The organism is Pseudodesulfovibrio thermohalotolerans (assembly GCF_021353295.2).
In the GTDB taxonomy this organism is placed as follows: Bacteria; Desulfobacterota; Desulfovibrionia; order Desulfovibrionales; family Desulfovibrionaceae; genus Pseudodesulfovibrio; species Pseudodesulfovibrio thermohalotolerans.
In genome coordinates this window covers 76,569-102,792 of the sequence record NZ_CP120635.1, presented here as the reverse complement: position 1 = coordinate 102,792, position 26,224 = coordinate 76,569, and the positions used below count along the sequence as shown (strand labels likewise).

The window sequence follows — 26,224 nt, the reverse complement described above, 5'->3', positions numbered from 1 at the left end:
TGAATTGTCGGATGATCTCGCCCCCGGAATGAGGATTCATCCCATTCCGGCCGCCCCCGGGGCCGGGTGATTTTTTTTGAAACAACATTTGGCGATTTAGCCAAGAGAAGGTTACGATGTCGAAACAATCGAACAACATTTCCTGCGCCTGCGGATGCGGCGCCGCCAAGGCCGAGCCCGAGGCCGACTCGCCCAAGGACAAAGGCGGAATCGGCCGCATTCTGCTCGTGCAAATCCTGGCCTTGGCCGCCTGGTACGTCCTCTACCGGCAACTGCTCCCCTTTTCCGAGTGGTTCGCCTTCTCCCTGCTCGGGATGGACCCGGCGAGCCACCTGGGCGCGGCCGTGCAGTTCTTCGTCTACGACACGCCCAAGGTGCTGATGCTCCTGCTGCTGGTGGTCTACGGCGTGGGCATCCTGCGCTCGTTCGTCACCGTCAACTGGACCCGCGCTTTCCTTGCCGGAAAACGGGAATCCGCAGGCAACGTCCTGGCCGCGCTGCTCGGCGTGGTCACGCCGTTCTGTTCCTGCTCCGCCGTTCCCCTGTTCATCGGGTTCATGACGGCCGGTATCCCGCTGGGCGTCACCTTCTCCTTCCTCATCGCCGCGCCCATGGTCAACGAGATAGCCCTGGTCCTGCTCTACGGGCTGCTCGGTTGGAAGGTCGCGGCCCTGTACTTCGTCACCGGCATCACCATCGCCGTGGTCGCGGGCTGGGTCATGGGCCGGATGCGCCTCGAACCCTATGTGGAAGACTGGGTCCGGGAGATCCGCGCCGGCGAGGCCGCCGACACCCCGTCCATGACCTGGAAGGACCGCTTCGCCTACGCCCTGGATTCCGTGCGCGACATTGTCGGCCGGGTCTGGAAGTTCGTGGTGCTGGGCATCGCGGCGGGCGCGCTCATCCACGGCTACGTGCCTGAGGGGCAGCTCGCCGGAATCATGGGCAGCGAGGCATGGTGGTCCGTGCCTCTCTCCGTGCTGCTGGGCATTCCCATGTACACCAACGCCGCCGGAATCATCCCGGTGGTCGAAGCCCTGCTCGGCAAGGGTGCGGCCCTCGGCACCACCCTCGCCTTCATGATGTCCGTCATCGCCCTCTCCTTCCCGGAGATGGTCATCCTGCGCAAGGTCCTGAAGCCCCGCCTCATCGCGGCCTTCATCGCCGTGGTGGGCAGCGGCATCCTGATCGTGGGCTATCTTTTCAACGCCGTCATCTAACCGATACAACAGGAGAAAGATATGAAGATTCTGGTCATGGGCCCCGGCTGCCCCAAATGCGAACAGGCTGAAAAGACCGTGCGCGAAGCCGTTGCCGAGGCAGGCGTTGCCGCCGAGATTGAAAAGGTCAAGGATTTCCAGGAAATCGCCAAGTACGGCATTTTCTCCACCCCCGCCGTGGTCATCGACGGACAGGTCAAGGTGGTGGGCAAAGCCCCGTCCAAGAAAGAGGTCCTCGACTGGTTGAAATAACGCCGTCCCGCCGCGCTCCCCGGTGAAGAGCCCGCCAGCATACGGGAAAAGAGCGGGAACAGGGGACGGCCCCGTAAAATCAAAAACCCCCGTCGGCACATGGCCGACGGGGGTTTTGATTGTCGATAAACGCCGGGCTACAGGATCGGCAGATACTTGTCGAGTTCGAACTCGGTGACCTGGGTACGGTATTCGTCCCATTCGGCGAGCTTGTTCTCGACCAGGGCGGAATGCAGATGTTCGCCGAGGATTTCCTTCATCAAGCTGGACTTTTGCAAGTTCATGGCCGCCTCGTACAGGGAGCCGGGCAGGGCCTTGATCCGGTTGCGCTTGAGCTGGCGGTCGTTCATGGCGAAGATGTCCTCTTCAACCGGATCGGCCAAGTTGTAGTTCTCCTCAATGCCCTTGAGGCCAGAAGCCAACTGGACGGCGAAGCAGAGATACGGGTTGGCGGCCGGATCGGGGCAGCGCAGCTCCATGCGGGTGGCGTTCTCCTTGCCGGGCTTGTACATGGGCACGCGGACCAGGGCCGAACGGTTGCGCCGCGCCCAGGCGATGTAGACCGGGGCTTCGTAGCCGGGCACAAGCCGCTTGTAGGAGTTGACCCACTGGTTGGTGACACAGACGAATTCGGGGGCGTGCTTGAGAATGCCCGCGATGTAGGACTTGCCCTCGGCGGACAGATGATATTCGTCGTTGGCGTCGTAGAAGACGTTGCGGCCGTTCTTGAAGAGCGACTGGTGGACGTGCATCCCGGAGCCGTTCTCGCCAAAGACGGGCTTGGGCATGAAGGTGGCGTAACAGCCGAACTTGCGGGCGATCTCCTTGACCACCACGCGGTAGGTCATGGCCGTGTCGGCCATTTTCATGCCTTCCTGATAGCGCAGGTCGATCTCGTGCTGGGACGGAGCCACCTCGTGGTGGGAGTACTCGACCTGAATGCCCATGGCGTCCAGGGCAAAGATGATGTCGCGGCGAATGTTGTTGCCGAGATCAAGCGGCGGCGCGTCGAAGTATCCGCCCGAATCCAGAGTCTCAGTGTCCTGATCGTCGGCAAAGAGGAAGAATTCAAGCTCGGGTCCGACGTAGAAGGTGTAGCCCTTCTCGGCGGCCTGGGCCATGACCTTCTTGAGCACGTAGCGGGAATCGGCCTCGAACGGGGTGCCGTCGGGATTGACCACGTCGCAGAACATGCGGGCCACGGGTTTTTCGGCGGGCCGCCAGGAGCAGATCTGGAACGTGGTCGGATCGGGCATGGCCACCATGTCGGATTCGTCGATGCGGCAGAAGCCGAGGATGGACGAACCGTCAAAGCCCATGCCCTCCTCGAAGGAGGCTTCAAGCTCGTTGGGGGTGATCTGGAAGCTCTTCAGGGTGCCGAGGATATCCACGAACCAGTACTGGATGAAGCTGACGTTGTAATCCTTGACCGCCTTCATCACGTCGTCTGCGTTTTTGCAATTGAAAACAGGGATACTCATAAGACTCCTCCGGTTTGAATGTTGGAGCAACAGGCCGTTCGCGCCGCTGTGCGCGGCCTTCGGCCGAAACGGCAATGCCGGTGCTTTGCACAATGATATGGGTAGATGTTTACCCATTTTTTCGGTCCGCCATCAACAGAAATGTCCCGATAATCGTTTCCGGCGCAAAAAAGACTGGGCCGGGTCGTTAAAACCGAGGCGAAAAGGGGGGGGTGCGGGGAATACGTTGGGCCCGGGCCCTCGCTTGCGTTAACTGAAAAGTGTAAAAAAAAGACGCAACATGTCGATAATATTTACACAAAATATCTTTCCTTCACTTTTGTAAGATAATAAAAGCTTATATTTCAGCGTGTTAACTTCTGGTATGTCTTGTGCAACGACAATGCAAAAACATGCAGGAGAACTCGCAATGACAACCACTCCCTTCAAGATTTTCATAGCTTTATGCCTGGCCATACTTTGTGCAAATCCGGCTTCCGCCGCCCAGATTACCCAGTGGGAATACACGATTTCCTACGAATTTTATGATTACTGGAACCAGGAAGGAACCCAGAACGGTCTCACCCCCAACAGTTTTACCAACGGATCGGGAGAAGTCGTGAACTCCTTGAGCTGGGGCGATCAGGACCAAAGCTCCATCGGCTTCATCACCAAGACTGGCACGTTGAACACCGGTGCCACCGTCGAAATCGAAGACCACATGTATCATGACAACAGGTCCATTCGCGGAGATTACTTCCTTCAAGGCGGCATAATGGCCGCCAACCTGACGTTGCAGGGGATCGACCCTGTCACCGGTGCCACGGCCTCCTTCGACACTGTTCTCGAATTCATGTTTTTTGAAACCGACAACAGCCACCCCTTCAACCCTGCGCTCAACAACGATGTGTTTGTTCTGGTCAACCCCGAAGCCTCCGTTGAGGACTTTACCTACATGGGGTACGATTACACCTTCGCTTTCACGAGCGGCCTCGGCCTGCTCGACATGGAGAGCCTGGCGGGAATGGATTACAACGGCTCTACCGTGCTGCAAACTCTTGAAGACATGGGCTATGGGGAAGTAACTTACGAGACTTTCCTGTTCTGGGCCTATGAGAACGGCTGGGTCGCCGATCCGGATTTCAACCTCTTTGGCTGGACCACCGTGGAAGACGCTACCACCTATGCCAGCTCCGAGCTGACCGTTGTCTCCAACGGCCCCGTTCCCACTCCGGAGCCGTCCACCTTTGCCATCCTTGGCCTCGGTCTCGTCGGCCTGGCCTTTGTGAGCCGCCGCATGCGTCGGTAAGGCCAACCGGACACCAACGACAAACCCGCATCTTCGGATGCGGGTTTTTTTGTGTTCCAGAAAGGATTCAAAAGCCCCATCTCAGGACAAGCGGTCAGTGAAAGATTCTTCACCCATAGGGGAAAACTGATGAATAACTGTTCTGACAGGCGGCGGGCATGGCGTGCTGCGGCGGTCAGTGAACCTTGACCGGGTCCTTGAGACCGTATTTGACGAGCAGGTGATCGAGTCTGCCGGTGGTGCGCAGGACGTGCATCCCCTCGTCCAGAATGGCAGCCAGGAGCGTGGACCGGGGGCGATTGGCCGGAGACAGGCCGAAATACAGTTCATGGCAGCCGTCTCCGCTGCACCCCGCCATGAACACCTTGCCTTCGAGCCCAGCCTGACGGGCGTAATAATCAACCACGGCACTACAGCCGGGAATGGCCTGGACTCGGCCCTCGGCGAGCATGGCCAGCATTCGGGCGAAGGCGTCCCCGCCGTGCAGGGCGTGGAACCGGCCGGGGTGGCGCTCCATGTCCTCAACGAACCAGTGCGGATAATTATAGCCCTGGACAAATCCGGTGACCACATCGGCCAGGGAGCCGGGACCGGCGAACCGCCAGTGCCGGTCCAGGGCGAAGAAACACAAATCGCTCCGCCCCAGAGGGGTACCGGGATATACGAGGGCGGGCATCTTGTCCCGGGTCGCGCAGACGAGAATATCCGCCTGCCCCGACAGCACTTCCTGCATGGCCCGCTTCCAGGGCAGCTCGCGGTACTCCACGCTGAAACCCCGCTCTTCGAGCACGGAGCGCAGGACCTCCACGGCATAGCCCTCCCGGTCGGAATTCGGCGTGCCGCTGTACGGCATCCAGCCGTCCGCGACCGCGACCACGCGCTCCACCCCGGCCGCCGGACGCGGCGCGAAAAGCGGAACGAGCAGGCAGCAGGCCAAAAGGCAGGTCAGGCAACGCGCCCGAAAACGGGGTTTCCTCTTCATGGTCGGCATGTCCTTGAAGTCCGTGCGGGAATGCCCGCCGGACTACTTCACCACCAGCACGGGCTTGGACGTGACCTGAAGCACCTTGTGGGTAACGGAGCCGAGAAACAGGCCCTCCAGATCGGACTTGCCCTTGGAGCCGATGACGATGATGTCGCACCGTTCGTTGTCGGCCACGTTGGCGATGACGTCGGCCACGTCCCCGCCCACGATCAACTCCTGAAAATCCACCTTGGCGTTGGACAGCTTGGCCCGGTAGTGGGCCATGATCTCCTCGGCGTTCCGATTGAGATATTCGAGCAGTTCATTGGCGTTGGGCTGGCCAAGGGCCGTGGGCACGGTCCGGCGCACGTTAAGCAGGAAGACGGTTCCCTCGCTTCCGGCCAGGTCGATGGCCATATCGGCGGCCGCATCGGACAACCGCGACCCGTCGACAGGAAGAAGAATTCGAGAAATGTTCATAAGTCCGCTCCTTTGCGTTTGGCGTTCAGGCGCGCCTTCAACGAAGAACGCGTCCCAAGCCTACACTATGGAGCAAGACGCTGCCAACACGATTGTACAATCAATCGGTCGCTGTCAGGCCCATGAAGTCGAGCACGGCGCGGTCCATTTCCGGGCCGTCTCGGTCTACGACCACGGTACGAGCGTCCGGCTGAAGCACGTCTAGACCTCGGTAAAACGACTCGGCCCGGGCAGACCGGAAACATATCCCGTCGCAGGAGCGGAACCCGGCCCGGAACATGGGTTTGGCCAGAGCGGCAAACAACCGTCCCCGGAGCCCGCCGCCATCAAGAGCGGCTCCGGGTTCGTCCGCCAGGGTGAAGACCTTCTTCGTTTCGCCCACCCAGACCATGCGCGCGGCCAGGGGGCCGTAAACCATGGGCTTGAGCCCTGCGGACAGGACCAGATCGGGCCGGATGCGAAACAAAACCTGCTTGAGGTGAAGCAGCGTGCCGATGTCGCTCACGGGCGTCAGACCGTTCGGGACGAGGGGGTACATGGCGTATTCCGCGCCCAGCGACTCGAAACCGTCGGCGACGTCCGGCTCTCCGGCCGGGGCCACGGCGTTGACCTCATGCCCAAGGGCGGCCATGGACGCCAGCAACGTCCCGCAACCGGCCAGCAGGGTTGCGGCGTCTTCATGGATGACGGCTATCTTCATGGGATTGCTCTAGCAGACGATTTGCGTTTTGAAAACAAGGGCCTACCAAATGGCGTCGCTCAGAGTGCCGCGCATTTCGTAGGGAAAGGTCTTCCGGCCCACGATCATGTCTCCCTTGAGATCGAACCTGGTTCGGAAAAAGTCGTCCGGGTCGATGACGGCCGTGCCCGAAGACTTGTAGTTCAGGGGCAGGCGCATGGAAAAGTCGCGCACGTCCATGTTTCCGTTCCTGATTTCAGCGGTGAACGCCAGGTCCTCGACGAGCTTGCCGCCGGGCAGGACCAGTTGCGCCGACCGCACGTCCATCCAGCCCTTTCTGGGCAGCCGCGCCCCTTCGGGCAGGAACAGGCTGCCCGAGGCGTGCACCACCCCTTTCAGGTCGCTGTTGCCGAGCAGATAGGTCAGGTCCAGGTCCCCTTCGAAGTCAAATACCCCGTTGGAGAACAGCTCCAGGTGACACTGCGAGCCGCCGGTGTCGAGCCTGACCCTGGCCAGGGGCGAAAATCCCACCGTCACATAGGCGTGCTCGAAATGGAGCCTGCCGGGGGTCTGGGCCGCGGAAATCTTGAAATCGCGCACGCGGAAACCGAACGGCCCGTCGCGGTCAATGGAGCTCCAGGTCAGTCCCACGGCCGTCATGTTCGCGTCCAGGCGGGTCAGAGCAGAAGCCCAGACCTTGTCCCAGGGCATGAACAGGGCCACCCCGAGGACGAAGCCGATGCCCATCAGCACCAGACGGGCCAGGATGCGGCCAGGCAGGGAAGAGTGTCTGGAATGGGACGCGGCCATGGCCCTACCTCGCCAGCACGAGGAGCACGTCCGCCAGGCGGGGCTCCCCGAGGTTGCGGGTCAACTTGAACTCGGGCGTCTGGAGACCAGCCCTGTCGCGCACGTCCTGCAGAAAATCAGTAAGCATTATGACGGTAAGGCCTTCCAGAACCACCCGCACGCCTTCCTGATCCTCCGCAAACCGCAAGGACTCGACGGACCGTGCGTAGTCGTTCAGGGAACGGTCGTCGAGAATGCGCCGAACCGCGTTCTCGGGCGATTGCCGGACCAAATCCCCCTGCGCGGCCCGCAGGATGTTGATCTCCCGCACCAGCGGCACCACCAGCCCGTACTGCGTCTTCTGGGCCTCGATCTGCTGACCGAGCGCACCGGTGAACAGGTTCGCCCCCACAAAGACCGCGAAGAACGCCCCGGCCACAAAAAACAGGGCGTACTTGAACAGCCGCTCCTGCGAAGCGGGCGGCCATCCGCTCCAGGGGTATGTCGCGCGTTTCCGGGCCATGCTACTTGGACTCCACGCTCAGGCTGAAGGACACGCCCCCGCCCAGCTCGACTATCTTGTATACGGAAAAAAGGTATCGGTCGTCGTCGGACAACTTCTCCACGTACTGCATGAACCCGGCCTCGTCGCCGCTGTAAAAGCCGCGTACCCGGCCCCGCGCGCCGGTCAGGTCCACCGCGTCGACGCGGACTCCCTCGCTCGCGGGCTGGCTCAAGGAAGCCAGCACGGACAACGGGTCCAGGCCGATGCGCCGGGACGCCAGCAGCTTGCCGTGCTCGAACTGCAACCGTCCGAAAGGCGAACCGCCAATGTCCGGGCCGAGCACGGACCTGTAGAGCTTGTCGGTCTCCTCGCGAATCCGCTCAAGCTGGGCGTAGTGCAGGCAATAGCGCACCCCCTGGCCGCCCAGGAACAGGCCGCCGATGACAAGCACCCAGACCAGGTTTCGGAGAAACCGTCTGGAGGCCTTGCCGGACCTGTATTCCGGCACCCCTTCGGCGCTGTGCTGATTCTTGGATATCGTCATGATGCCTGTCCCGGATCATTACGTGAAAGCCCTGTGCCGGGCAAGACGTCCGCCAATCTCAAACGCGCGGACGCCGGGCGAACCGCACGGCCCGGCCGCGAGGTTCGTCCGGCGCGCCGCATTGCCGCTCCGGCGAAAGGTCCTAAAACCGGCTACAGGGACGCCGCCGCCTTTTCCACGGATTCCCTGAACCCGTCGCGGGCGGCCCTGATCTTTCCGGCCAGATCTTCGTCATGCAGGGCCAGAATCTGCGCCGCCAGCCAGGCCGCGTTCTTGGCGCCCACCTTGTCCAGGGCCAGGGTGGCCACGGGGAAGCCCGGAGGCATCTGCACCGTGGCCAACAGCGCGTCCATGCCGCCCAGCGCCGAGGCCGACAGCGGCACGCCCAGCACCGGCCGGGTGGTCTTGGCCGCTACCGCGCCGGCAAGATGCGCGGCCAGCCCCGCCGCGCAGATGAACACCTGCGCTCCGTCGGCCTCGAACTCCTCCACCAGCCTGGCGGTGCGCTCCGGCGTGCGGTGAGCCGAGGAAACCGTGAACACGTGGTCAACACCGAGCTCCTTGAGCAGGTCCGAGCACGGACGCATCTTTTCCTCATCCGAAATGGACCCCATGAAAATAACTACCTGCGGCATCGTATGCTCCTTTGTAGGTGCCTCCGGCCGCCGGAGGAAAACGGAACGCGGGAAATCCTCCGAAAAAGAACTTCCCTCTTCCCTTCCGCCGAATCCCATTTCCATTCTTTCCGAAAACGGCTCAACGCGATCGGCAAGAATGGAAAAGGCCGGAAAATCGTTTGTGCAGAAACAGTTGCCGGAGAGGCTTGCGCCCCTGCGCCGTCTTGCCGGGCATCCGCTTCCCGGCCCCCCTCCCGGCGACGCAACGCCAATAGTCATGAGGGGGAGAGTGCAAGGGGGAAACCTTCGAAAAAGTTTCCCCCTTGCCTTTCTTCCAGATTATTCGGCGCGTTTCAAGCCCTTGTCGGCGATGTCGCGGCGATAAAAGCTCTTGTCGAAGTGAACCTTGGCCACGGCCTCGTAGGCCCTCTCCCGCGCGGCGGCCAGATCGTCGCCCAAGGCGGTGACGCAGAGCACCCGGCCGCCGGAGGTGACGATCTTGCCGTTCTCCAGCCTGGTGCCCGCCTGGAAGACCTTGACTCCTTCCATGGCGTCGGCCTCGTCAATGCCGGTGATCTCCATGCCCTTGGGGTAGGAGCCGGGATAGCCCTCGGCGGCCACGACCACGCCGCAGGCGGTCTGCGGGGTGGACCGGACCTCCACCTGATCGAGCTTGCCGTCGATGCAGGCGAACATGATCTCAAGCAGATCGGTCTCCAGGCGCATCAGCAGGGGCTGGCATTCCGGATCGCCGAAACGGACGTTGTATTCGAGCACGCTGGGGCCGTTCTCGGTGTACATGAGCCCGGCGTAAAGCACGCCCTTGAACGGCTCCCCCTTGGCGGCCAGATGACGCAGGATGGGCTTGATGCACAGCTCGGCGGTCTCGGCGTATTTTTCCTTGGGCAGGATGGGGGCTGGAGAATAGGCGCCCATGCCGCCGGTGTTGGGGCCGGTGTCGCCGTCAAAGGCGGCCTTGTGGTCCTGGCTGGACGGGAGCATGGCGTAGTTCACGCCGTCGCAGAAGCAAAGGAAGGAGGCTTCCTCTCCCTTGAGGGTCTCCTCGATGACCACGCGTTCCCCGGCGGAGCCGAAGACCTTCTTGACCATCATCTCATCCAGGGCCTCCAGCGCCTCCTCCTCGGAGGTGGCCACGACCACGCCCTTGCCTGCGGCCAGACCGTCGGCCTTGACCACGATGGGCGCGCCCTTTTCCTTGATGAAGGCCACCGCGTCCTCATATTCGTCGAACACGCGGAAGGGCGCGGTAGGCACGCCCGCCTCGGCCATGACGTTCTTGGAGAACGCCTTGGAGCCTTCCAGGTTGGCGGCAAAGGCGTTGGGCCCGAAGCAGGGAATGCCCTCCTGCCTGAGCGCGTTTTCCAGGCCGAGCACCAGCGGCAGCTCGGGTCCGGCCACAACGAGGTCCACCTCGTTGTCCCTGGCCAGAGCCACCAGGCCCGGAATGTCGTCGTCCTTCACATCTATATTCTCGCCCACCTGGGCGGTGCCGCCGTTGCCCGGGGCGCAAAGGACGGTCTCCACGTTCGGGTTCTGAGCCAGCTTCCAGCACAGGGCGTGCTCACGGCCTCCGGAACCGACAACCAAAATCTTCATCGTTCCCCTCCAGTCTGTTTTCGGGATGTTCACGGTGTAAGGAAAATCGCGCCATTTTTCAAGGACTATGGCCGCCGGGTTCCGGCCCGCCATGCCGCGCCCTCATTGGATTTCCGGGAAAGGAACGGGTCCGGGTCGACAAAAAACGCTTCACCCTGTTGACGAAAATTGCAACTCGTCGTAATGGCTAAGGTAATCCCGTACTCCCAATGGCTTGGCCGTGTGAGTCCGGGACGCGGAAATGGCGCGGGGAAGAGCAGTCGGCAACCCTTCGGGCTCACGGTCCGGAACCCGGCGATCACAACCCTTCCCCGTTCGCAGAATTACTTTTGTTGGAGCCTCTTTGTCATGAAAAGCATTTATGTCGGCAACATTCCCTTCGGCGCAACCGAGAACGACGTGCGCGACCTGTTCGCGTCCCACGGCACCGTTTCTTCCGTAAAACTCATTCAGGACCATGAAACCGGCCGCTTCCGCGGATTCGGATTCGTGGAAATGTCGGACGCTGACGCCGCCGCGGCCATCGAGGCCCTGGACGGCTACCAGATGTCCGGACGACCCCTGAAGGTCAACGAAGCCAAACCGCGCGCCCCACGCCCCAGGTACTAACCGGGTTCGGAGACTGCCCGCCGCTCCCGGACGGTCCGCCGCCCGGGGTCTGGTCATGCGCCCGGACGCGCCGCACGCGCCCGGACTTGTGTCGTGCGTCCCGTCACCGGGCTTCGCGCCGCTTTGTCAGGACTTCTTCCGCTCCCTTGTAGGCCACGTAGCACATAAGGACCTGGGCCACGTAAGCCGTGGTCTCCCGGCCGATAAGGTCGTAGGCGGCCCACTCGGCGTTGCCGAACCAGCGGTTGGGATCAAGACCCATTTCCTTTGCCCGCCTGCGTACCTGCGTGATCCGGTTGGGACCGGCGTTGTAGGCGGCCAGAGCGAAATCCATCCTCGCCTCCGGGGCAGCGTCCGCGAAGTAGTTGTCCGTCAGATAGCGCAGATACTTGACCCCGGCGTGGATGTTGTTCTCCAGGGTGGATACGTCCGGGATGCCCACCACTGACCAGGCCGCGGTCGAGGGCTTGATCTGCATGACGCCCACCGCCCCGGCCCGGCTCGTCAGGCTCATGTCGAAACGCGACTCCCGGTAGGCCAGGGCCGCAATCTTGAGCCAGTCGAAATCGTACATCTCCGCATACTTGCGAAACAGATCGGCCATGGGCTTGAGCTTGCCGATCTCCACCGGGGCCGTGGGGTCGCCGATAAACTCGCCGCTCCCGTAATACCGCTTGAAAAGCATGTTTCCGAGCAGGGTTCCCTGCCGCACGGTGGCCGCGAACCCGGAAAGGCTTTCGCGCAGTTCAGGGCAGTCCTTGCGCACGGCCCAGGCCAGCTCGCCGCTGGAATGGACCAGCGCGTCCGGGTTGAGACGCAGCTCGGGATAGACCTTCACCCACTGCCGGGCCAGAAATTCGTCGGCCACGGTGTACGGGATCAGTCCCCCGGCCACCATCTCCAGCAGGTCCTCGGTGGCCAGATGGGCGTCGGCCTCCCTGACGCGCACCGGCGCGCTTCCCCGTTTTTTCAGTAGCGCGTTCAGGTCCGACAAATGCTCGGCATAACTCGACCCCGCCAGCACCGTCACCTTGAGGCCCGACAACGCCTCGGCCGAGGACAGTTCCCGGCTTCCGGGGCCGCCGACCACGATCTCGCGAATCCCGGTGCGATAGGGAGCGGCAAACGCCACGTCCCTTTTCCGCTCTGCGGTCACGGTAAGGGCCGCCGCCGCAATGTCGCCCCTGCCCTCCCGCAGGGCCGAAAACAACTCGTTGAAGGGGACCGGCACAAAGACCACCCGCACCATATCCTTCCCGTAAGATTTGCCCAGATATTCCTCATAGGCGCGCATCTTGTCCGCTTCAAGCCCCCGCATCACCCCTTCCTTCATGAAGAAGTTGGTCCGGTTGTAGACCACCAGCACCCGGATGGGCCGACGCGTTTCCATGATCTGCGAGAGGTCTCCCTTCCACGACTGGCGCACCCGCTCCCCGGCCTTCCCCGCCGGTTCGGCGCTCCGGGCCGGTACGGACCACACCGCCAGAATCAGACAGATGACGCACCCCAGCAATGCCGCCCCGCGAAAGCGCAACACGCCTTTCCGCCATGCGTCCGCGAAATGCGGTCCGCGAGCCTCGGCCCACGCCCCGGCATTCGATCGCAACAAGCCGATTCCAATGGGAATTCCCCATCCTGATATGAAGGGTGATTCGAGCATGGTGCTCCTTGGCTGAAAGGTCGAAAAACACCCGGCAAGGGCCTGGGCTGGCTTCAATCCTAACTTTTTTGTCCAATCCGTGGCAACCGCTCCTATTTTCTGTTGACAAAAGTGCTCGTTTCAGGAATGATTCTTAATATCAAATCACAACAACGGGAGCATTCCAATGAAAGATAAAGTCCTGAAAGCCATGCGGGAGGCCGGAAAGCCGGTTCGTCCCGGCGACGTCGCCAAAGCCCTCGATGTGGACAGCAAAGAAATTTCCAAGGTCATAAAGGTCCTCAAGGAAGAAGGGAGCGTGGTCTCGCCCAAGCGGTGCTACTACGAACCCGCCTAGATAACCGATAGTCACACCCCTGCCTTACCTCCTCTTGATGATGAAGCCCCGGTCTCAGCCCCCGAGACCGGGGCTTCCCCGTTTCTGGAAACGCGACCCCCTACCCGGCCGACATGCCCACTTCCCCACGCGGCCGGTCGGCGCTGATCCGCAAACCGCGCAGATATGACCGGAAACGTCGTCGCATGGCTGTAAAAAAAAGACGCCGTCGGGCCCTGTATGGGACCGACGGTCGACGAAACGCCGGGAACGGCGATGCGCAAGCGGCAATAGACGCCCCGGCGGAACATGCCGGAAGCTCTCGGAAGGCTGTCCGCGAAAAACGGTCCTAGCCCACGGAATCGGACATGGCCAGACGGATGCCCAGGCCGACAAACAAGGTGCCGGCGGCCCGCTTGGCCCAGGTGCCGAAGGAGCCGTTCTTTCCGAGCTTGGCGGAAACGCGCGCGGCGGACCATGCGTAGGTAAGATTGACCAGGGTGCCGGTGCAGGTGAAGACCATGCCGAGCAGAAGAAAGGCAAGCGGCTTGTTGGGCGCGTCCACGGTCACGAACTGGGGAAGAAACGCCATGAAGAACAGGGCGACCTTGGGATTGAGGGCATTGGTCCAGAACCCCTGGGCGTAGACCTTGCTCGCTTTCACCCGAAAGAATTCATCCGTTTCCCCGCCGTTGCCGCTGCCGTTCTTGCGCCACATGGAGATGCCGACCCAGATGAGGTAGGCCGCGCCCACGAATTTGACCACGGTAAAGGCCATGGCCGAGGTTGCGAGGATGGCGGACAAACCGAGGGCGGCCGCGAAGACGTGCACAAAACAGCCGGTGCACACTCCAAGAGCGGCCACCGAACCCATTTTCCAGCCATGGGACGCGCCCCTGCTGACGACATAGAAAACGTCCTGGCCCGGGGTGATGTTCAAGAGCAGACCGGAAAGGACGAAAAGAAGGAAGTCATGGACGCCGAACATGGCTAGTCTCCTGCCGTTTCGATTGTGGATGCCACGGGCATGGGGAAAAACGCGTCATATGCCCAGTTGTAGATATAGGCGTAAACCAGGAAAAAGACGGCGAAACCGATTTCCGTGAGGAACCCAGCCCACAGGGAAAGATCGAGCCACCAGGCCACGAAGGGCACGGTCAGCAGCATGAGGCTCGCTTCGAAAAGCACGGCGTGCACAACGCGCAGCCAGGGCGGACGCACATTCACCGGATGGCCCAAGCGCTCAAGCGCGTGATCGAAAGCCAGGTTGAACAGATAGTTGCAGACCATGGCCGTGAGGGAAATTATCATGGACATGACGCCCACGCGCAACAGGTCGCGACCGAGCGCCCAGGAGGCCAGGGGGGTGCAGGTGACGAGACCGATGACCTCGAAGAGTATGGTATGGCGGAGCCGATCCGCAGGAGTTCGCATGACCCAGGTGAATACACCCGCTTGAACCGCTTGTCCACGGGGATGCCCGGTCTTGCCCCCACCGAGACGACTGGAACTGCCCTCCCCCGCTTCCCTCTCTTCCGAATCCCCTTCCTTCATTCCCGATTTATCCTCGTTTGGTGTTTTTTTGGGCATATGCTCACTTTTCCCCTTGACTCCCGGATATCCGAGCGTATCTTCATTTGTGTAACTGTTCATATGAGTGAGGACCGATGGGAAGACGGAAAATCAGGCGGACCGTGCAACAGGAGCCCGAAGCGACATACTACAAGCCGCAGGGCATCCCAATGCACGAATTGCAAAACGCGACCCTTACCCTGGAAGAGCTGGAGGCGCTTCGGCTGGCCGACGCCCAAGGGCTGACCCAGGAGGAGGGCGCGCAGGCCATGGGCGTATCCAGGGCCACTTTCGGCAGAGTGCTCGGCGCGGCGCGGCGCATTGTGGCCACGGCGCTTGCCGAGGGGCACGCCATCCGCATAGAGGGCGGCCACTACACCCTTGCACGAGAAGCCTGGGAATGCCCCAAAATGTCACGGGACGAACAGTCCGAAACACTTGGAGATGACAGTATGCCAGGAATGGATGGAACCGGACCGCGCGGCGCAGGCGGCGGCGGAAGGTGCATGGGCGGTCGCGGCCGCGGAATGGGCCGTGGAATGGGTATGGGCCAGGGCCGTGGAATGGGCGGCCAGGGCATGGGTACCGGGCCCGGTGCGGGCCAGGGCCGTGGAGCCGCGACAGGCTCCGGAACGCAACAGCAAATCAAGGATGCAACCATGAACAAGATAGCAGTGACCACCGAAGGTCCCACCCTGGAAGACCGCGTCGACCCCCGTTTCGGACGGGCGGGCGGCTTCGCCATTGTGGACCCGGAAACCATGACCGTGGTTCAGTACGTGGACAACGGCGGTTCCCAGGCCATGGCCCAGGGTGCGGGCATCCAGGCCGCCGAGAACGTGGCCAACGCCGGAGCCAAGGTTCTGCTGACCGGCTACGTCGGCCCCAAGGCGTTCACCGCCCTTCAGGCCGCGGGCATCAGCATCGGCCAGGACGTTGACAACATGACCGTGCGCGAAGCGGTCGAAAAATACATGGCGGGCCAGGTCAACATGGCCGACTCCCCCAATGCGCAGGCCGGAGGCAACAAGTGATCTACGCCGTCGCCAGCGGCAAGGGCGGCACGGGCAAGACCACGGTGTCTTCGTCCCTGGCCGCCCTTTGGGACGGACCCGCCACCCTGGTGGACCTCGATGTGGAGGAACCTAATCTCCACCTCTTCCTCAAGCCCGAGCTGACCGACATCCGCAAGGCCTGGATCGAGGTTCCCGAGGCCGACGAGTCCAAGTGCACCCGATGCCGGGCCTGCGCGGACCTGTGCCAGTTCAAAGCCATCACGGTCATGGCCGACACCCTGCTCGTCTTTCCGGAGATGTGCCACGGGTGCGGCGGCTGCCTGGCCGTGTGCCCCGAAGGCGCGCTCTTCCCGGGCCGCCGCGAACTGGGCGAGATCTGCCGGGGCACGGCCGGAAGGCACGACTTCGTCATGGGTCGGCTGCGCGTGGGCGAGGCCATGAGCCCGCCGCTCATGCGCCAGATCCGCCACCTCTTCCCTGGACTGGAGAAACAGGGAGACATCCTCATCGATGCCCCTCCGGGCGTGAGCTGCCCGGCCATCGCAGCCGTGACCGACGCGGACTGCATCGTCCTCGTCACCGAACCCACGCCCTTCGGATTCCACGACTTCAAGCTCGCCTGGGAAGCCTTCACCCCGCTCAACAAACCCATGGGCGCGGTCATCAACAGGTCCGATCTGGGCGACGCCACCGTGCTGGACTTCTGCCGCGAGAACAACATCCCGGTCTGGGCCGAAATCCCCTACTCCCGGGAAATCGCCGAAGCGTACTCCAGAGGCGAGGTCATCGCGGACGCGCTCAGGGAACTGGAACAAACCTTCGTCGATCTGCGCGAACACATGCGCACTGCGGCAGCCCAGGGAGGCGAACCATGCGCGAAATAGTGGTCATCAGCGGCAAGGGCGGCGCGGGCAAGACTTCCATTGCCGGAGCGTTCGCCCATCTCGCGGAAAACGCCATTCTCTGTGATCTCGACGTGGACGCCCCGGACCTGCACCTGCTCCTCGACCCGCAGCTCAAATCCGAAAACGCCTTCAACTCCGGCCACGAGGCGATCATCGACCCGGCCCGCTGCATCGGCTGCGGCCAGTGCGCCGAACTGTGCCGGTTCGACGCCGTGCACGAGGCGGGCGACGTCTACCGCGTCGCGCCCATGGCCTGCGAAGGGTGCAAGGTCTGCGTGGCCCTCTGCCCGGAACAGGCCATCGACTTCCCGGAAAAGCACTGCGGACAATGGTATGTCTCCGACACCCGATTCGGCCCCATGGTCCATGCCCAGCTCTTCCCCGGCGAGGAAAACTCCGGCCGCCTGGTCACCCTGCTCAAGCAGCAGGCCAGGACCATCGCCGAGGAAAAAGGCCTCGACCTGGTGCTCTGCGACGGCACGCCCGGCATAGGCTGCCCGGTCATCAGCTCCATGGCAGGAACCGACCTGGCCGTCATCGTCACCGAGCCCACCCCGTCCGGCCTGCATGACCTCAAGCGCGTGGCCGAACTGTGCGACAGGTTCCGCACCAAGGTGGCCGTGCTCGTCAACAAGTGGGACATCAACCCGGGCATGACCGACGAGATCGAACAGTGGAGTCTCGGCAAGGGCTACACCCTGGCCGGACGGTTCCCGCACGATCGCGCCGTGGTCGACGCCATGCTCGATCGCAAGGTCCTCACCGAGACGGACAACCCGGAGCTTTCCGAAACCCTCAAGACGTCCTGGGCCGGGGTCCTGGCCCTTCTGGATACATGCAATTAACTTATTTGTAAGGAGTTTTTACAGTGAATACGCGTATCGCAATTCCCTCCGCCGCTCCCGGCGGCATGGACGCCTCCATCGATGCCCACTTCGGCCATTGCGCCATGTACACCCTGGTCGACGTCGAGGACGGCGCAGTGAAAGAGGTCTCCGTGGTCCCGAGCTGCCCCCATGTGCAGGGCGGCTGCATGGCCCCCGTGAACTACCTGGCCGACAACAACGTCCAGGCCCTCATCTCCGGCGGCATGGGTATGCGCCCGCTCATGGGCTTCAACCAGGTCGGCATCCAGGTCTACCACGGCTCCGGCGCACCCACCGTGCACGCCGCCGTCGAGGCGTTCCTGCACGACTCCCTGCCGGTCTTCACTGTTGAACAGACCTGCGGCGGCGGACACTAACATGTCCATCGTGCTGGCAACCACCCGCCCGGACGAGCTGGCCGCCTTCTCCAAGGCCCTGGCCGACAAGACCGGACAGGATGTGGACGTGGCTTCCTCCGGAGCCGCGACCCTGGAACGGGTGTCCGCAAAGTCCCCGGCGCTCGTGGTCATCGACGAGAACCTGCCCGACCACAAGCCCCTCGACCTGGTCCGCGAAATCCTCATGGTCTCGGCCATGACCCTCACCGCCGTGGTCACCTCCATGAGCGAAGAGGATTTCCACGAGGCGGCCGAAGGCTACGGGGTTCTCATGGCCCTGCCCGCCAACCCCGCCGCCCAGGACGGAACCGAACTCGCCAACCGCCTGTCCGGCGTCTAGTCCCGACGGATGATCGAATGAAAAAGGCCCCCCGCGTGTGCGGGGGGCCTTTTTTTTGGTGCCTCCGGCGGCCGGGGGGAAGAGGAAAGGGCAACCCTTTGAAAAGGGCTTTCCCTTTCCTCTTCCCCCCGGACCCCCCATCTCCTTTCCCTTCCTAAACTTTTTGCCGCCGCTTCGCGGAAGGAAGGCATTTTATTTTTCAAGAACTCTTACCAACGAACACGAAAAAAGGCTGAACCAATAAGGAACAACCTTGAAATCGCTCCTGCACACCTGCCGAAGGCAAACAAAAAGTTTGGGAAAAGGGAGGGATAGGGGTCTGGGGGAAGGGAGGGAAAGAACCCTTTTCAAAGGGTTTTTCCCTCCCTTCCCCCAGCCGCCGGAGGCCCCCTCAAACCGTGCCTTCGCGGTCCATGCTTCGGTAGTTGATGGCCTCGGCCAGGTGCTCGGCGCGGATGGCGTTGTCTTCGGCGAGATCGGCGATGGTCCGGGATATGCGCAGGACGCGGGTATAAGCGCGGGCGGAGAGGCCCAGACTTTCCACGGCCTGCCGCAGGAAGCGGTGCTCGGCTTCGCCCAGGGAACAGAACTCTTCCAGGGCCGCGCCGTCCAGTTCGGCGTTGAGGCTGAAGTGTCGGCCTTTGTACCGCTCGGCCTGGATGCTGCGCGCGGAAAGGATGTGCGCGCGCATGGTGGCGGAGTCCACTTCGGAGCGGGTCTGCCGGAGATTTTCGTAGGGCACGGCGGGCACGGACACGTGCAGGTCGATGCGATCGAGCAGCGGACCGGAAATCTTGCCCCGATACCGCTGCACGGCCAACGGCGTGCAGGTGCACGGGTGGGTCTCGTCGGACAGGTAACCGCACGGACAGGGACTTGTTTTTATTTGGACAACATATTAACATGCTAGACATGTCAAAATCAAACAAGAAAAAAACAAAGGCATACAGCTATATAAGGATGTCGTCAAAAAAACAGCTTCATGGCGACAGCTTGCGAAGGCAACTTGAGGCGACACATAGATACGTGAAAGCCAACGGGCTTGTTCTCGATGATGATCTGCGGGACCTTGGTGTTTCGGCATACACCTCGGCCAACGTCACCGAAGGGGCGCTGGGACAGTTTCTGTCTCTTGTTCGCGAAAGCAAAATCCCATGCGGTTCGGTCCTAGTCGTCGAGTCGTTGGACCGAATTTCCCGCGCCAAGGTTCTGGACGCTTTCGACGTTTTCCGTGAGATCGTCCGCGCGGGCATAAAAATCCATACTCTTGAAAACGGGAAAACATACACTCACGAGAACATCAACGACAATTTCAGTGATCTGCTAATTTGCCTCGGGATCATGGCGAGGGCGAACGAGGAGTCCGAGCGGAAATCCGAACGGCTCGGTGCGATGTGGGACAACAAGCACCGTTTGGCTAAAAGGGGGGTCCCGATCGGCGGTCTCCATCCGGCGTGGGTCGAGTATTCCGCTGACCAGGGCAAATACATCCTGATCCCGGAAAGGGCTGAGTTAATCAAGCGGATGTTCGCGGAGACGATCACCGGGTACGGAAGACGCATGATCGCCATGCGTTTTAACGAAGAGAAGATTCCGACTTGGGGCCGTTCCAAGAATGGTTGGTCGGCTTCATACGTTGGCAAAATCGTCGATGAAAGATCGGTTTTAGGTGAATACCAGCCGTACACTGGTGGTAAACGCCAAGGGGGGAAGCGGGTTCCGTTCGGCGACCCCGTACATGGCTACTGGCCCCGGGTGATTGACGAGGAGACATGGCTTAGGGCAAGGGCTGCTTCCAAGCGGAGGAAATTGAAGCCCGACACGGGAGGGAAGGGGAAAAAGGGGTTTGTGACCAATATTTTCAGGAAAGTCGCTCGTTGCGGATTGTGTGGGTGTGCCATGCGTTTGCGCACTGCCCGTCCCAAAGACAAATATCTCGTTTGTGATGGCCGGAGTCGCGGGACGAACTGTGAACACGCCTCATTCCACCAGTATGCCCGGATTGAACAAGCGCTCCTTGATGGCCTCCTGCGAGAAATCGACCTGGACTCCATCGGCGAGGAAAAGACAATCCATAAGCCGGACCTTCAGGAGGAACTGAAAAAGGCGCAAGCCGAACTAGCGGAAAGCACGAGAACCTTGGACAAGCTAGTCGAGTCTTTCGGGGCCGACTCCATCCCGCAAGTCGAGCAACGCATCCGGGACATGCACGAGGACGTTAGGGGTTGTAAGGAAAGAATCCTAGACCTTGAAGATCGACTTGCAGAAAGCCAGGTAAAGCCGTCTATCAAAAAAAGGCAGTCCAACATCACGGCCTTGGCCGAAAAGTTGAAAAATGCAGATGAAGAAGAAGCGTCAAGACTTCGCGGGGAGTTGACCGCCGAGTTGAGACGGGTTGTCCGCAAAATTACTTTTTTCCCAGATCGGGTAGCTGTTTTTGAAATCGGTGGCGAACATACAGATATGCCTGACAGGACCCTATATTATGCATGTTTCTGTCCACCGCCACGAAGAGTAAATGAAAAGGTCGTCTGGCAAAGATTCATTTATAAAAAATCCGTACCGCCTGAATCCATTGTAGCAGGTGGTCCATTTGTTAAGCTAGATGGAACTCCCGCTCCACCGGAGCAGACACACTATGACTGGGATCTTGAGGACTTGCAAAAGTGGATAGCTACTCGATCAAAGCAACTGTAAAAACCGGCTACATTTTCCACAGAAAGACCCTTGAGGCGTTCAATTCTCCTTGCCCTGTGCTGGAAATGGCTTTTTGGGTCTTCTTTGGGCAATTCAGGAGGTTGCCGCATGGTAACCGCCACTCCTCACTTCAATCTGTCCTTGCCGAACACGGCCTCAAGCAGCCTCTCGACCTCGGCTTCCTTGGAGACATATTCCGTGAACCCGTCGGGCATCTCAAGGAGGAGTGCCTCGAATTCGTGGCGTTTCATCTTGGCCTGCTTCCACGGGGCGCTGCCAGGTAGCATGATTTTGAGCAGTTGAGCACATCCCATGGCCGACGTTCGTTGGTCTTGCATAATTTCTTCTTCATGCTCATCCCCGCACAATGCTGTACCTGATGCCCTTGCCCTGATGAAGGAAGCCACTCTAGGGGTCAGGGGCTGCATATCTGGCAGGGTTTGTACCCAGCCCGAATCGCATCCTTGCGCTTCTCGAAGTTTTCAACGCAGTTCTTGCAGTCGTAGTGGCGACATCCAGGCCGGTGAAAAACGTGACTGCTGATGTTTCCATGATACACAGTGCCCGAGGCGGCTTGGTATTTGGGTGCAGGAGCAAGCGCGTCACCCTTAACCCCACCTCCCCGTCGCCACTCCCAAGGTGCTTGCGGTGACGGACTGGCCCACAGGCCCACGCCCGCAACTCTGACCTTTTGCTCAAACATAAGCCAGTTGTCACATGTGGGCTTTTCTCGGCAGTAAATGAGGTAAACCCAGGCCATGCCCGCTCGCACAAGGGCTTCACACACGTCTTGGTCATCAACGAAGATGTGGGCGACGGTCCGACCGTACCTGTCCTGGGCCATGGGCTCCATGTCAACGATCTTACCGAATACCAGCGATGTAAGATTCTGCTTGGCTTTGTTGCCGAAGTCCTGCCTGCTCTCGGGGGCATCGATGCCGTAGAGCCGAACCTTGATGGTCGTATTCCCTTCGGCCAACACCGTGATGGTATCGCCATCAGCTACCCCGACGACTTTGCCCATGAAAGCGTGAGACAGGCCGGTGAAAAAAAGAAGGATTAGGAGTAGGATCGAGAGAAATCTATTAGCCATGTGGGCCCCAAGGATTAGTTGATCTTGGCGCTCTTGTATCCCCTCCGGCCCTCTGGCTCAAGGTTTCAAACAGATACGCTGTTGCGGGCAAACCCTGTGCCAATGATAATTTTCCATCATTGACACAGGTGCAGTAGACCTTGTCGCTTGCGCTCAAGAATGCTGAGAACACGTTCACGGACAGTCGGCGCGCTGCACTCGGTCATGGAAACGTGCTGGTCGACCAGTGATGAGATCCACTTTGAATTCTTGTTAACGGCGTGAAAGGCCGTCGTCCTGGACCAGGCTAGACGATGGGGACGCATGGGGCGGAAGGCGTTCCCCCGGTGGGGGCGGCCTCCCGCGGAGGGTTGCCCGTCCGTGGAGGTCGCCTTCTTACATAAAACAAACTCCCGCGCAACCCTTTTCGGCCATGGCGGTTGCGCACGGGTGTTACCAAAGAGATACGTCGATTTTTCACAAGCGAGTCGGCCCAAGGGAGAACCTTTGCCAGATGGGATTGTCGGGTTTGTGAATGTTCGAACTTATTGAATATAATTGTGTACGATGTGTTGAGTTCCTATTGAATCGTGTTACGATACGGCTGTTTTTTCATGCCGGAGGTCATTTCTTTATACATTTCGGGGGCCCGTCTGAGGGGCCGGTGTCCCTGGTCATCGGAGCACGAATATGAGCATCAAATTTAAGATCCTGTTGCCGACCCTTCCGCTGGTCCTTCTGATCGGCTGCGGCGGCTATCTGCTGTTGAGCGGGCAGTTCGACGAGCTGAGGACCTCCTATGCGGAGATGCTGGTCGGCGACGCCGCCAGGACCCTGGAGCAGAACACCGAGGAGGCGGCGGTCCGCGCCCAGGAGGAGGCGGCCCTGTTCAGCCGCATGCCCGCGGTGATCGAGGCCTTCACCCTGGCCCACCAGGGGAACATCAACGACGAGAGCGACCCGGTGGTGCAGTCCGCCCGCGAAGGGCTGCGCCAGGCCCTGGCCTCCACCATGGCGGGGTACAGCGAGACCCTGGGGGACAAGCTCCAGCTGCACTTCCACCTGCCCAACGCGCGCAGCCTGGCCCGCATGTGGCGCGAGAAGCAGGCCAAGCGAAACGGCAAGTGGGTGGACATCTCGGACGACATCTCGAGCTTCCGCAAGACGGTCATCGACGTGAACCGCGACGGCCAGCCCCGCCGGGGCATTGAGCCCGGGCGCGGCGGATTCGCCATCCGCGGCCTGGTGGCGGTCAAGGACGCGGCGGGCAACCGGCTCGGCTCGGTGGAGGTGCTCAAGAGCTACGGCGACGTGTTCAAGCTCTTCCAGGACGAGGCGGGCAGCTACTACACCCTGTACATGAGCAGTTCCCTGCTGCCGACCACGACCAATCTCCAGGACCCGGCCAAGTACCCGCTGGTGGACGACGCCTTTGTCCGCGTGGCGGGCAAGGAGAACGCGCAGCTCGACGGCGCGGTCACGGCGGACATGCTGCGCAAGGCCGAGGACGGCCGGTACGTGACCATCACCGGGGACTTCGCCGTGGCCTACCTGCCGGTCAAGGACTACCAGGGCAAGAACATCGGCGTGATCACCCTGGCCCGCGACATTTCCCTGCAGAACTCCATCCTGGACAGCGCCTCGGTGCTGGTCCTGATCCTCTTCGGCTTGGCCGTGGTGGTGCCGCTGCTGACCCTCATGGTGGTCCTGCGCTACGCCGTGTTCCGGCCCCTGGACCGCATCCGCGCCCTGGCCGAGGACGTCTCGCGCGGCAACCTGGCCGAGGGCGAGCCGGCGGCCTCCACGGACGAGATCGGCTCCATCCACCGCTCGGTGAGCCGCATCCCGGCGACCCTGAGCGCGCTCATCGACGACTGCGAGGCCACGGCCCGCGAGGTGGGACGCGGCGTGATCCGGACGCGCGGCGACGCCACGCGCTACGAGGGGGCCTATGCCCAGCTCATCCGGTCCATGAACCGGGTGGCCGACACCTATACCGCGACCTTCGACTCCTTCCCGTTCCCGGTGTTCTCCGTGGACCAGGGCCACAAGCTGCTCTTCCTGAACAAGAACGCCCAGGAGATCGCGGGCAGGAGCGACCACGAGCTGCTCGGCAAGCCGTGCAGCGGGGTCTTCAACACCGACATCTGCGACACGGAGAACTGTGTCTGCACCCAATCCATGCGGACCCGCAAACGGTCCGTGGGCTCCACCAGAGGGGTCCTGGACAAGGGCACCGTGGACATCAAGGGCTACGCCTCGCCGCTGTTCGACGAGCACCAGAACGTGGTCGGCGCGCTTGAGGTGGTAGTGGACCAGACCGATATCCTCGATTCCCAGCGCAAGATGCAGCGGGTCGCGGACCGGGCCGGTCGGCTCTCGGAGCGCATGACCACCGCCTCGGGCCAGCTCCTTGACCGCGTCGAGGAATCGCGCCAGGGGGCCGAGGAGCAGAGCGCCCGCGCCACCGAGACGGCCACGGCCATGGACGAGATGAACTCCACCGTGTTGGAGGTGGCCCGCAACGCCAACGACGCGGCCCACAACGCCGAGCAGGCCCAGGCCGGACGCGACGTGGTGGTCGAGGTGGCCTCCACCGTCGGCGAGGTCCGGGAACTCGCCTCCACCCTCAAGGCGAACATGGGCGAGCTGGGCGAACAGGCCGAGGGCATCGGCAAGGTCATGACCGTGATCAACGACATCGCGGACCAGACCAACCTGCTGGCGCTCAACGCGGCCATCGAGGCGGCCCGCGCGGGCGACGCCGGGCGCGGCTTCGCCGTGGTCGCGGACGAGGTCCGCAAGCTGGCCGAAAAGACCATGGTCGCCACCACCGAGGTGGGCAACGCCATCGGCGCCATCCAGGGCATGGCCCAGCGCAACGTCAGCGAGACCGACAAGGTGGCCCGCGTGGTCGAGACCTGCACCTCCCTGGCCCGCGACGCGGGCGACTCCCTGCAGGCCATCGTGGAGGTCTCCCGCGACTCCGTGCTCCAGGTCCAGGGCATCGCCGCCGCCGCCGAGGAGCAGTCCTCGGCCTCGGAACAGATCACCAAGGCGACCGAGGAGATGCACGGCATCTCCAGGAACACCAGCGAGGCCATGGCCGAATCCGCCCGCGCCTGCCACGAGCTGGCCTCCATCGCCAAGGAGCTGGACGGCCTGATCGGCGAACTCGGCTCCTCCTAGTGCGGACGGCGGCCCGCTCTCCGCAAGGGGGGCGGGCCGACCGGCGCATGTACTCCCCCCGCCCTTTGTGCTACTCCTCGCGGATCAACCATTGCGAGGTATTGCATGGCATTGCGCGTCATAGAGATCGTCACCCCCCGCAAGGACAAGGAGGAGGTGGCCAAGTCCCTTGAGGAACGCCAGTCCGACGAGGGCTACGTGTTCTGGGGTTCCCCCCTGGACGACGGCGAGTCCCTGTCCTTCCGCGTGGTCCTGGACGTGCGCGAGACCGAGGACGTCCTGGACAAGCTGGAGAACCTCTTCGCCTGGACCGACAAGTACCGGATCGTGGTCTACCCGGCCGAGGCGACCCTGCCCCGGCTGGACCCGCTGACCAAGGAAGAGGAGGCGAAGAAGAGCGGGGACCAATTCCAGGAGGAAGAGGCAAAGGGCAACGGCAACGGCCGCATCAGCCGCGAGGAGTTGTATGCCGACGTCCTGGACACGACCCTGCTCTCCCGGCACTACGCCATGCTCGTGCTGTTCTCGTCGCTGGTGGGGATCATCGGCCTCATGCGCGGCAACGTGGCGATCATCATCGGGGCCATGGTCCTGGCCCCGCTGCTCGGCCCCAACGTGGGGCTGGCCCTGGCCACCACCCTGGGGGACAGGAAGCTCACCTGGGAGTCCATCAAGACCCTGGCCGTGGGCGTGGTTTTGTGCTTCGCGCTGTCCGCCGGAGCCGGGCTGCTGCTCGGCCTGCCCGACCCGTCCGAAGAGCTGATGAGCCGCAGCGTGACCGAATTTTCCGACATCGTCCTGGCCATGGTCTCGGGCGCGGCCGGGATCATCACCGTGACCCTGGGCGTGCCCACCTCCCTGGTGGGGGTTATGGTCGCCCTGTCCCTGCTCCCGCCGCTCATCGCCTGCGGCCTGTTCCTGGGCGCGTCCATGCTCCCGGAGGCGGGCGGCGCGGGGCTGCTCTTCGCGGTCAACGTCATCTGCCTGAACCTGGCGGGCGTGGTCACCTTCCTGGCCCAGGGCATCCGTCCCCTTTCCTGGTATGAAAAAGAGCGCGCCAAGAAGGCCACCCTGCGCGCGGCCCTCATCTGGACCGCGCTGCTGGCCGCCCTGGTCGGGCTGATGCTGTTGCAGACCCGCTAACGGGC

28 protein-coding genes are annotated in these 26,224 nt (G+C 61.9%); 13 read left to right on the top strand and 15 right to left on the bottom strand.

Annotated elements, in window-relative coordinates:
• The first annotated feature begins 116 nt into the window (after positions 1 to 116).
• On the top strand, positions 117 to 1,220 hold the full coding sequence (locus tag LF599_RS00520; protein ID WP_269940724.1) for a permease: 1,104 nt from the start codon (positions 117 to 119) through the stop codon (positions 1,218 to 1,220).
• 21 nt (positions 1,221 to 1,241) lie between these two features.
• On the top strand, positions 1,242 to 1,472 hold the full coding sequence (locus tag LF599_RS00515; RefSeq protein ID WP_269940723.1) for a thioredoxin family protein: 231 nt from the start codon (positions 1,242 to 1,244) through the stop codon (positions 1,470 to 1,472).
• 137 nt (positions 1,473 to 1,609) lie between these two features.
• On the opposite strand, the gene LF599_RS00510 is transcribed toward LF599_RS00515, so the two are convergent.
• Entirely contained in the window at positions 1,610 to 2,953 is a 1,344-nt protein-coding gene (locus tag LF599_RS00510) for a glutamine synthetase family protein (RefSeq protein ID WP_269940722.1), read from the bottom strand.
• 409 nt (positions 2,954 to 3,362) lie between these two features.
• Here LF599_RS00510 and LF599_RS00505 point away from each other — a divergent pair, with 409 nt between their 5' ends.
• Positions 3,363 to 4,241: a THxN family PEP-CTERM protein gene (locus LF599_RS00505; RefSeq protein WP_279521867.1), complete on the top strand. Its 879-nt coding sequence runs from the start codon at positions 3,363 to 3,365 to the stop codon at positions 4,239 to 4,241.
• Between the two features lie 175 nt (positions 4,242 to 4,416).
• On the opposite strand, the gene LF599_RS00500 is transcribed toward LF599_RS00505, so the two are convergent.
• The 8 genes from LF599_RS00500 to purD form a co-directional block, all read right to left on the bottom strand.
• Positions 4,417 to 5,223, bottom strand: a complete 807-nt coding sequence (locus tag LF599_RS00500; protein ID WP_279521866.1) for a substrate-binding periplasmic protein — start codon at positions 5,221 to 5,223, stop codon at positions 4,417 to 4,419.
• Between the two features lie 42 nt (positions 5,224 to 5,265).
• Positions 5,266 to 5,685 carry a universal stress protein gene (locus tag LF599_RS00495; RefSeq protein ID WP_269940719.1) on the bottom strand — a complete coding sequence of 140 codons (420 nt, stop codon included), beginning with the start codon at positions 5,683 to 5,685 and terminating at the stop codon, positions 5,266 to 5,268.
• Positions 5,686 to 5,785: 100 nt separating this feature from the next.
• A complete protein-coding gene (locus LF599_RS00490) occupies positions 5,786 to 6,385 on the bottom strand; it encodes a glycosyltransferase (protein ID WP_279521865.1) in 600 nt (199 codons plus the stop codon).
• 42 nt (positions 6,386 to 6,427) lie between these two features.
• Positions 6,428 to 7,174: a hypothetical protein gene (locus LF599_RS00485; protein ID WP_279521864.1), complete on the bottom strand. Its 747-nt coding sequence runs from the start codon at positions 7,172 to 7,174 to the stop codon at positions 6,428 to 6,430.
• Between the two features lie 4 nt (positions 7,175 to 7,178).
• On the bottom strand, positions 7,179 to 7,676 hold the full coding sequence (locus LF599_RS00480; protein ID WP_279521863.1) for a hypothetical protein: 498 nt from the start codon (positions 7,674 to 7,676) through the stop codon (positions 7,179 to 7,181).
• A gap of 1 nt (position 7,677) precedes the next feature.
• A complete protein-coding gene (locus LF599_RS00475; RefSeq protein WP_279521862.1) occupies positions 7,678 to 8,202 on the bottom strand; it encodes a hypothetical protein in 525 nt (174 codons plus the stop codon).
• A 152-nt stretch (positions 8,203 to 8,354) separates the two neighbouring features.
• Positions 8,355 to 8,837 (bottom strand): 5-(carboxyamino)imidazole ribonucleotide mutase, encoded by a 483-nt coding sequence (gene purE / locus LF599_RS00470; protein WP_279521861.1) that lies wholly within the window; start codon positions 8,835 to 8,837, stop codon positions 8,355 to 8,357.
• Between the two features lie 321 nt (positions 8,838 to 9,158).
• The gene (gene purD / locus LF599_RS00465; RefSeq protein WP_279521860.1) at positions 9,159 to 10,436 is read right to left on the bottom strand and encodes a phosphoribosylamine--glycine ligase; all 1,278 of its coding nucleotides are present in this window, start codon (positions 10,434 to 10,436) and stop codon (positions 9,159 to 9,161) included.
• A 348-nt stretch (positions 10,437 to 10,784) separates the two neighbouring features.
• Here purD and LF599_RS00460 point away from each other — a divergent pair, with 348 nt between their 5' ends.
• On the top strand, positions 10,785 to 11,045 hold the full coding sequence (locus tag LF599_RS00460; protein WP_279521859.1) for an RNA recognition motif domain-containing protein: 261 nt from the start codon (positions 10,785 to 10,787) through the stop codon (positions 11,043 to 11,045).
• Positions 11,046 to 11,148: 103 nt separating this feature from the next.
• Here LF599_RS00460 and LF599_RS00455 read toward each other — a convergent pair whose 3' ends face one another.
• On the bottom strand, positions 11,149 to 12,654 hold the full coding sequence (locus LF599_RS00455) for an MltF family protein (RefSeq protein ID WP_279521858.1): 1,506 nt from the start codon (positions 12,652 to 12,654) through the stop codon (positions 11,149 to 11,151).
• Positions 12,655 to 12,871: 217 nt separating this feature from the next.
• Between LF599_RS00455 and LF599_RS00450 the strand changes: the two genes are divergently transcribed.
• Positions 12,872 to 13,042 carry a helix-turn-helix domain-containing protein gene (locus LF599_RS00450; RefSeq protein ID WP_269940708.1) on the top strand — a complete coding sequence of 57 codons (171 nt, stop codon included), beginning with the start codon at positions 12,872 to 12,874 and terminating at the stop codon, positions 13,040 to 13,042.
• Positions 13,043 to 13,370: 328 nt separating this feature from the next.
• On the opposite strand, the gene LF599_RS00445 is transcribed toward LF599_RS00450, so the two are convergent.
• Positions 13,371 to 14,009 carry a LysE family translocator gene (locus LF599_RS00445; RefSeq protein WP_279521857.1) on the bottom strand — a complete coding sequence of 213 codons (639 nt, stop codon included), beginning with the start codon at positions 14,007 to 14,009 and terminating at the stop codon, positions 13,371 to 13,373.
• Between the two features lie 2 nt (positions 14,010 to 14,011).
• Complete coding sequence (locus LF599_RS00440; protein WP_279521856.1) at positions 14,012 to 14,455, bottom strand: PACE efflux transporter; 444 nt, start codon at positions 14,453 to 14,455, stop codon at positions 14,012 to 14,014.
• Positions 14,456 to 14,688: 233 nt separating this feature from the next.
• On the opposite strand from LF599_RS00440, the gene LF599_RS00435 reads away from it, so the two are divergent.
• The 5 genes from LF599_RS00435 to LF599_RS00415 are packed head-to-tail and all read left to right on the top strand — an operon-like array spanning position 14,689 to position 18,118.
• The gene (locus tag LF599_RS00435; protein WP_269940706.1) at positions 14,689 to 15,627 is read left to right on the top strand and encodes a DUF134 domain-containing protein; all 939 of its coding nucleotides are present in this window, start codon (positions 14,689 to 14,691) and stop codon (positions 15,625 to 15,627) included.
• On the top strand, positions 15,624 to 16,493 hold the full coding sequence (locus LF599_RS00430) for an ATP-binding protein (RefSeq protein WP_269940705.1): 870 nt from the start codon (positions 15,624 to 15,626) through the stop codon (positions 16,491 to 16,493). Before LF599_RS00435 ends, LF599_RS00430 begins: the two co-directional genes overlap by 4 nt.
• Positions 16,481 to 17,359 (top strand): ATP-binding protein, encoded by an 879-nt coding sequence (locus LF599_RS00425; RefSeq protein WP_269940704.1) that lies wholly within the window; start codon positions 16,481 to 16,483, stop codon positions 17,357 to 17,359. The genes LF599_RS00430 and LF599_RS00425 overlap by 13 nt, the downstream gene beginning before the upstream one ends.
• Positions 17,360 to 17,382: 23 nt before the next feature.
• Positions 17,383 to 17,757 carry a NifB/NifX family molybdenum-iron cluster-binding protein gene (locus LF599_RS00420; protein ID WP_279521855.1) on the top strand — a complete coding sequence of 125 codons (375 nt, stop codon included), beginning with the start codon at positions 17,383 to 17,385 and terminating at the stop codon, positions 17,755 to 17,757.
• 1 nt (position 17,758) lies between these two features.
• Positions 17,759 to 18,118 (top strand): response regulator, encoded by a 360-nt coding sequence (locus tag LF599_RS00415; protein ID WP_269940702.1) that lies wholly within the window; start codon positions 17,759 to 17,761, stop codon positions 18,116 to 18,118.
• 391 nt (positions 18,119 to 18,509) lie between these two features.
• Here LF599_RS00415 and LF599_RS00410 read toward each other — a convergent pair whose 3' ends face one another.
• Complete coding sequence (locus LF599_RS00410) at positions 18,510 to 18,938, bottom strand: magnesium chelatase subunit ChlI family protein (RefSeq protein WP_319023425.1); 429 nt, start codon at positions 18,936 to 18,938, stop codon at positions 18,510 to 18,512.
• Between the two features lie 56 nt (positions 18,939 to 18,994).
• On the opposite strand from LF599_RS00410, the gene LF599_RS00405 reads away from it, so the two are divergent.
• Positions 18,995 to 20,815, top strand: a complete 1,821-nt coding sequence (locus tag LF599_RS00405; protein WP_279521854.1) for a recombinase family protein — start codon at positions 18,995 to 18,997, stop codon at positions 20,813 to 20,815.
• Between the two features lie 125 nt (positions 20,816 to 20,940).
• Here the strand turns inward: LF599_RS00405 and LF599_RS00400 are convergent, their stop codons facing one another.
• The gene (locus LF599_RS00400) at positions 20,941 to 21,153 is read right to left on the bottom strand and encodes a hypothetical protein (protein ID WP_129586516.1); all 213 of its coding nucleotides are present in this window, start codon (positions 21,151 to 21,153) and stop codon (positions 20,941 to 20,943) included.
• A gap of 77 nt (positions 21,154 to 21,230) precedes the next feature.
• A complete protein-coding gene (locus tag LF599_RS00395; RefSeq protein WP_279521853.1) occupies positions 21,231 to 21,908 on the bottom strand; it encodes a thermonuclease family protein in 678 nt (225 codons plus the stop codon).
• Between the two features lie 669 nt (positions 21,909 to 22,577).
• Between LF599_RS00395 and LF599_RS00390 the strand changes: the two genes are divergently transcribed.
• Both LF599_RS00390 and LF599_RS00385 read left to right on the top strand, forming a co-directional pair.
• Positions 22,578 to 25,076: a methyl-accepting chemotaxis protein gene (locus LF599_RS00390; RefSeq protein ID WP_279521852.1), complete on the top strand. Its 2,499-nt coding sequence runs from the start codon at positions 22,578 to 22,580 to the stop codon at positions 25,074 to 25,076.
• A 105-nt stretch (positions 25,077 to 25,181) separates the two neighbouring features.
• Positions 25,182 to 26,219 (top strand): TIGR00341 family protein, encoded by a 1,038-nt coding sequence (locus LF599_RS00385; RefSeq protein WP_279521851.1) that lies wholly within the window; start codon positions 25,182 to 25,184, stop codon positions 26,217 to 26,219.
• The last annotated feature ends 5 nt before the right edge of the window (positions 26,220 to 26,224 follow it).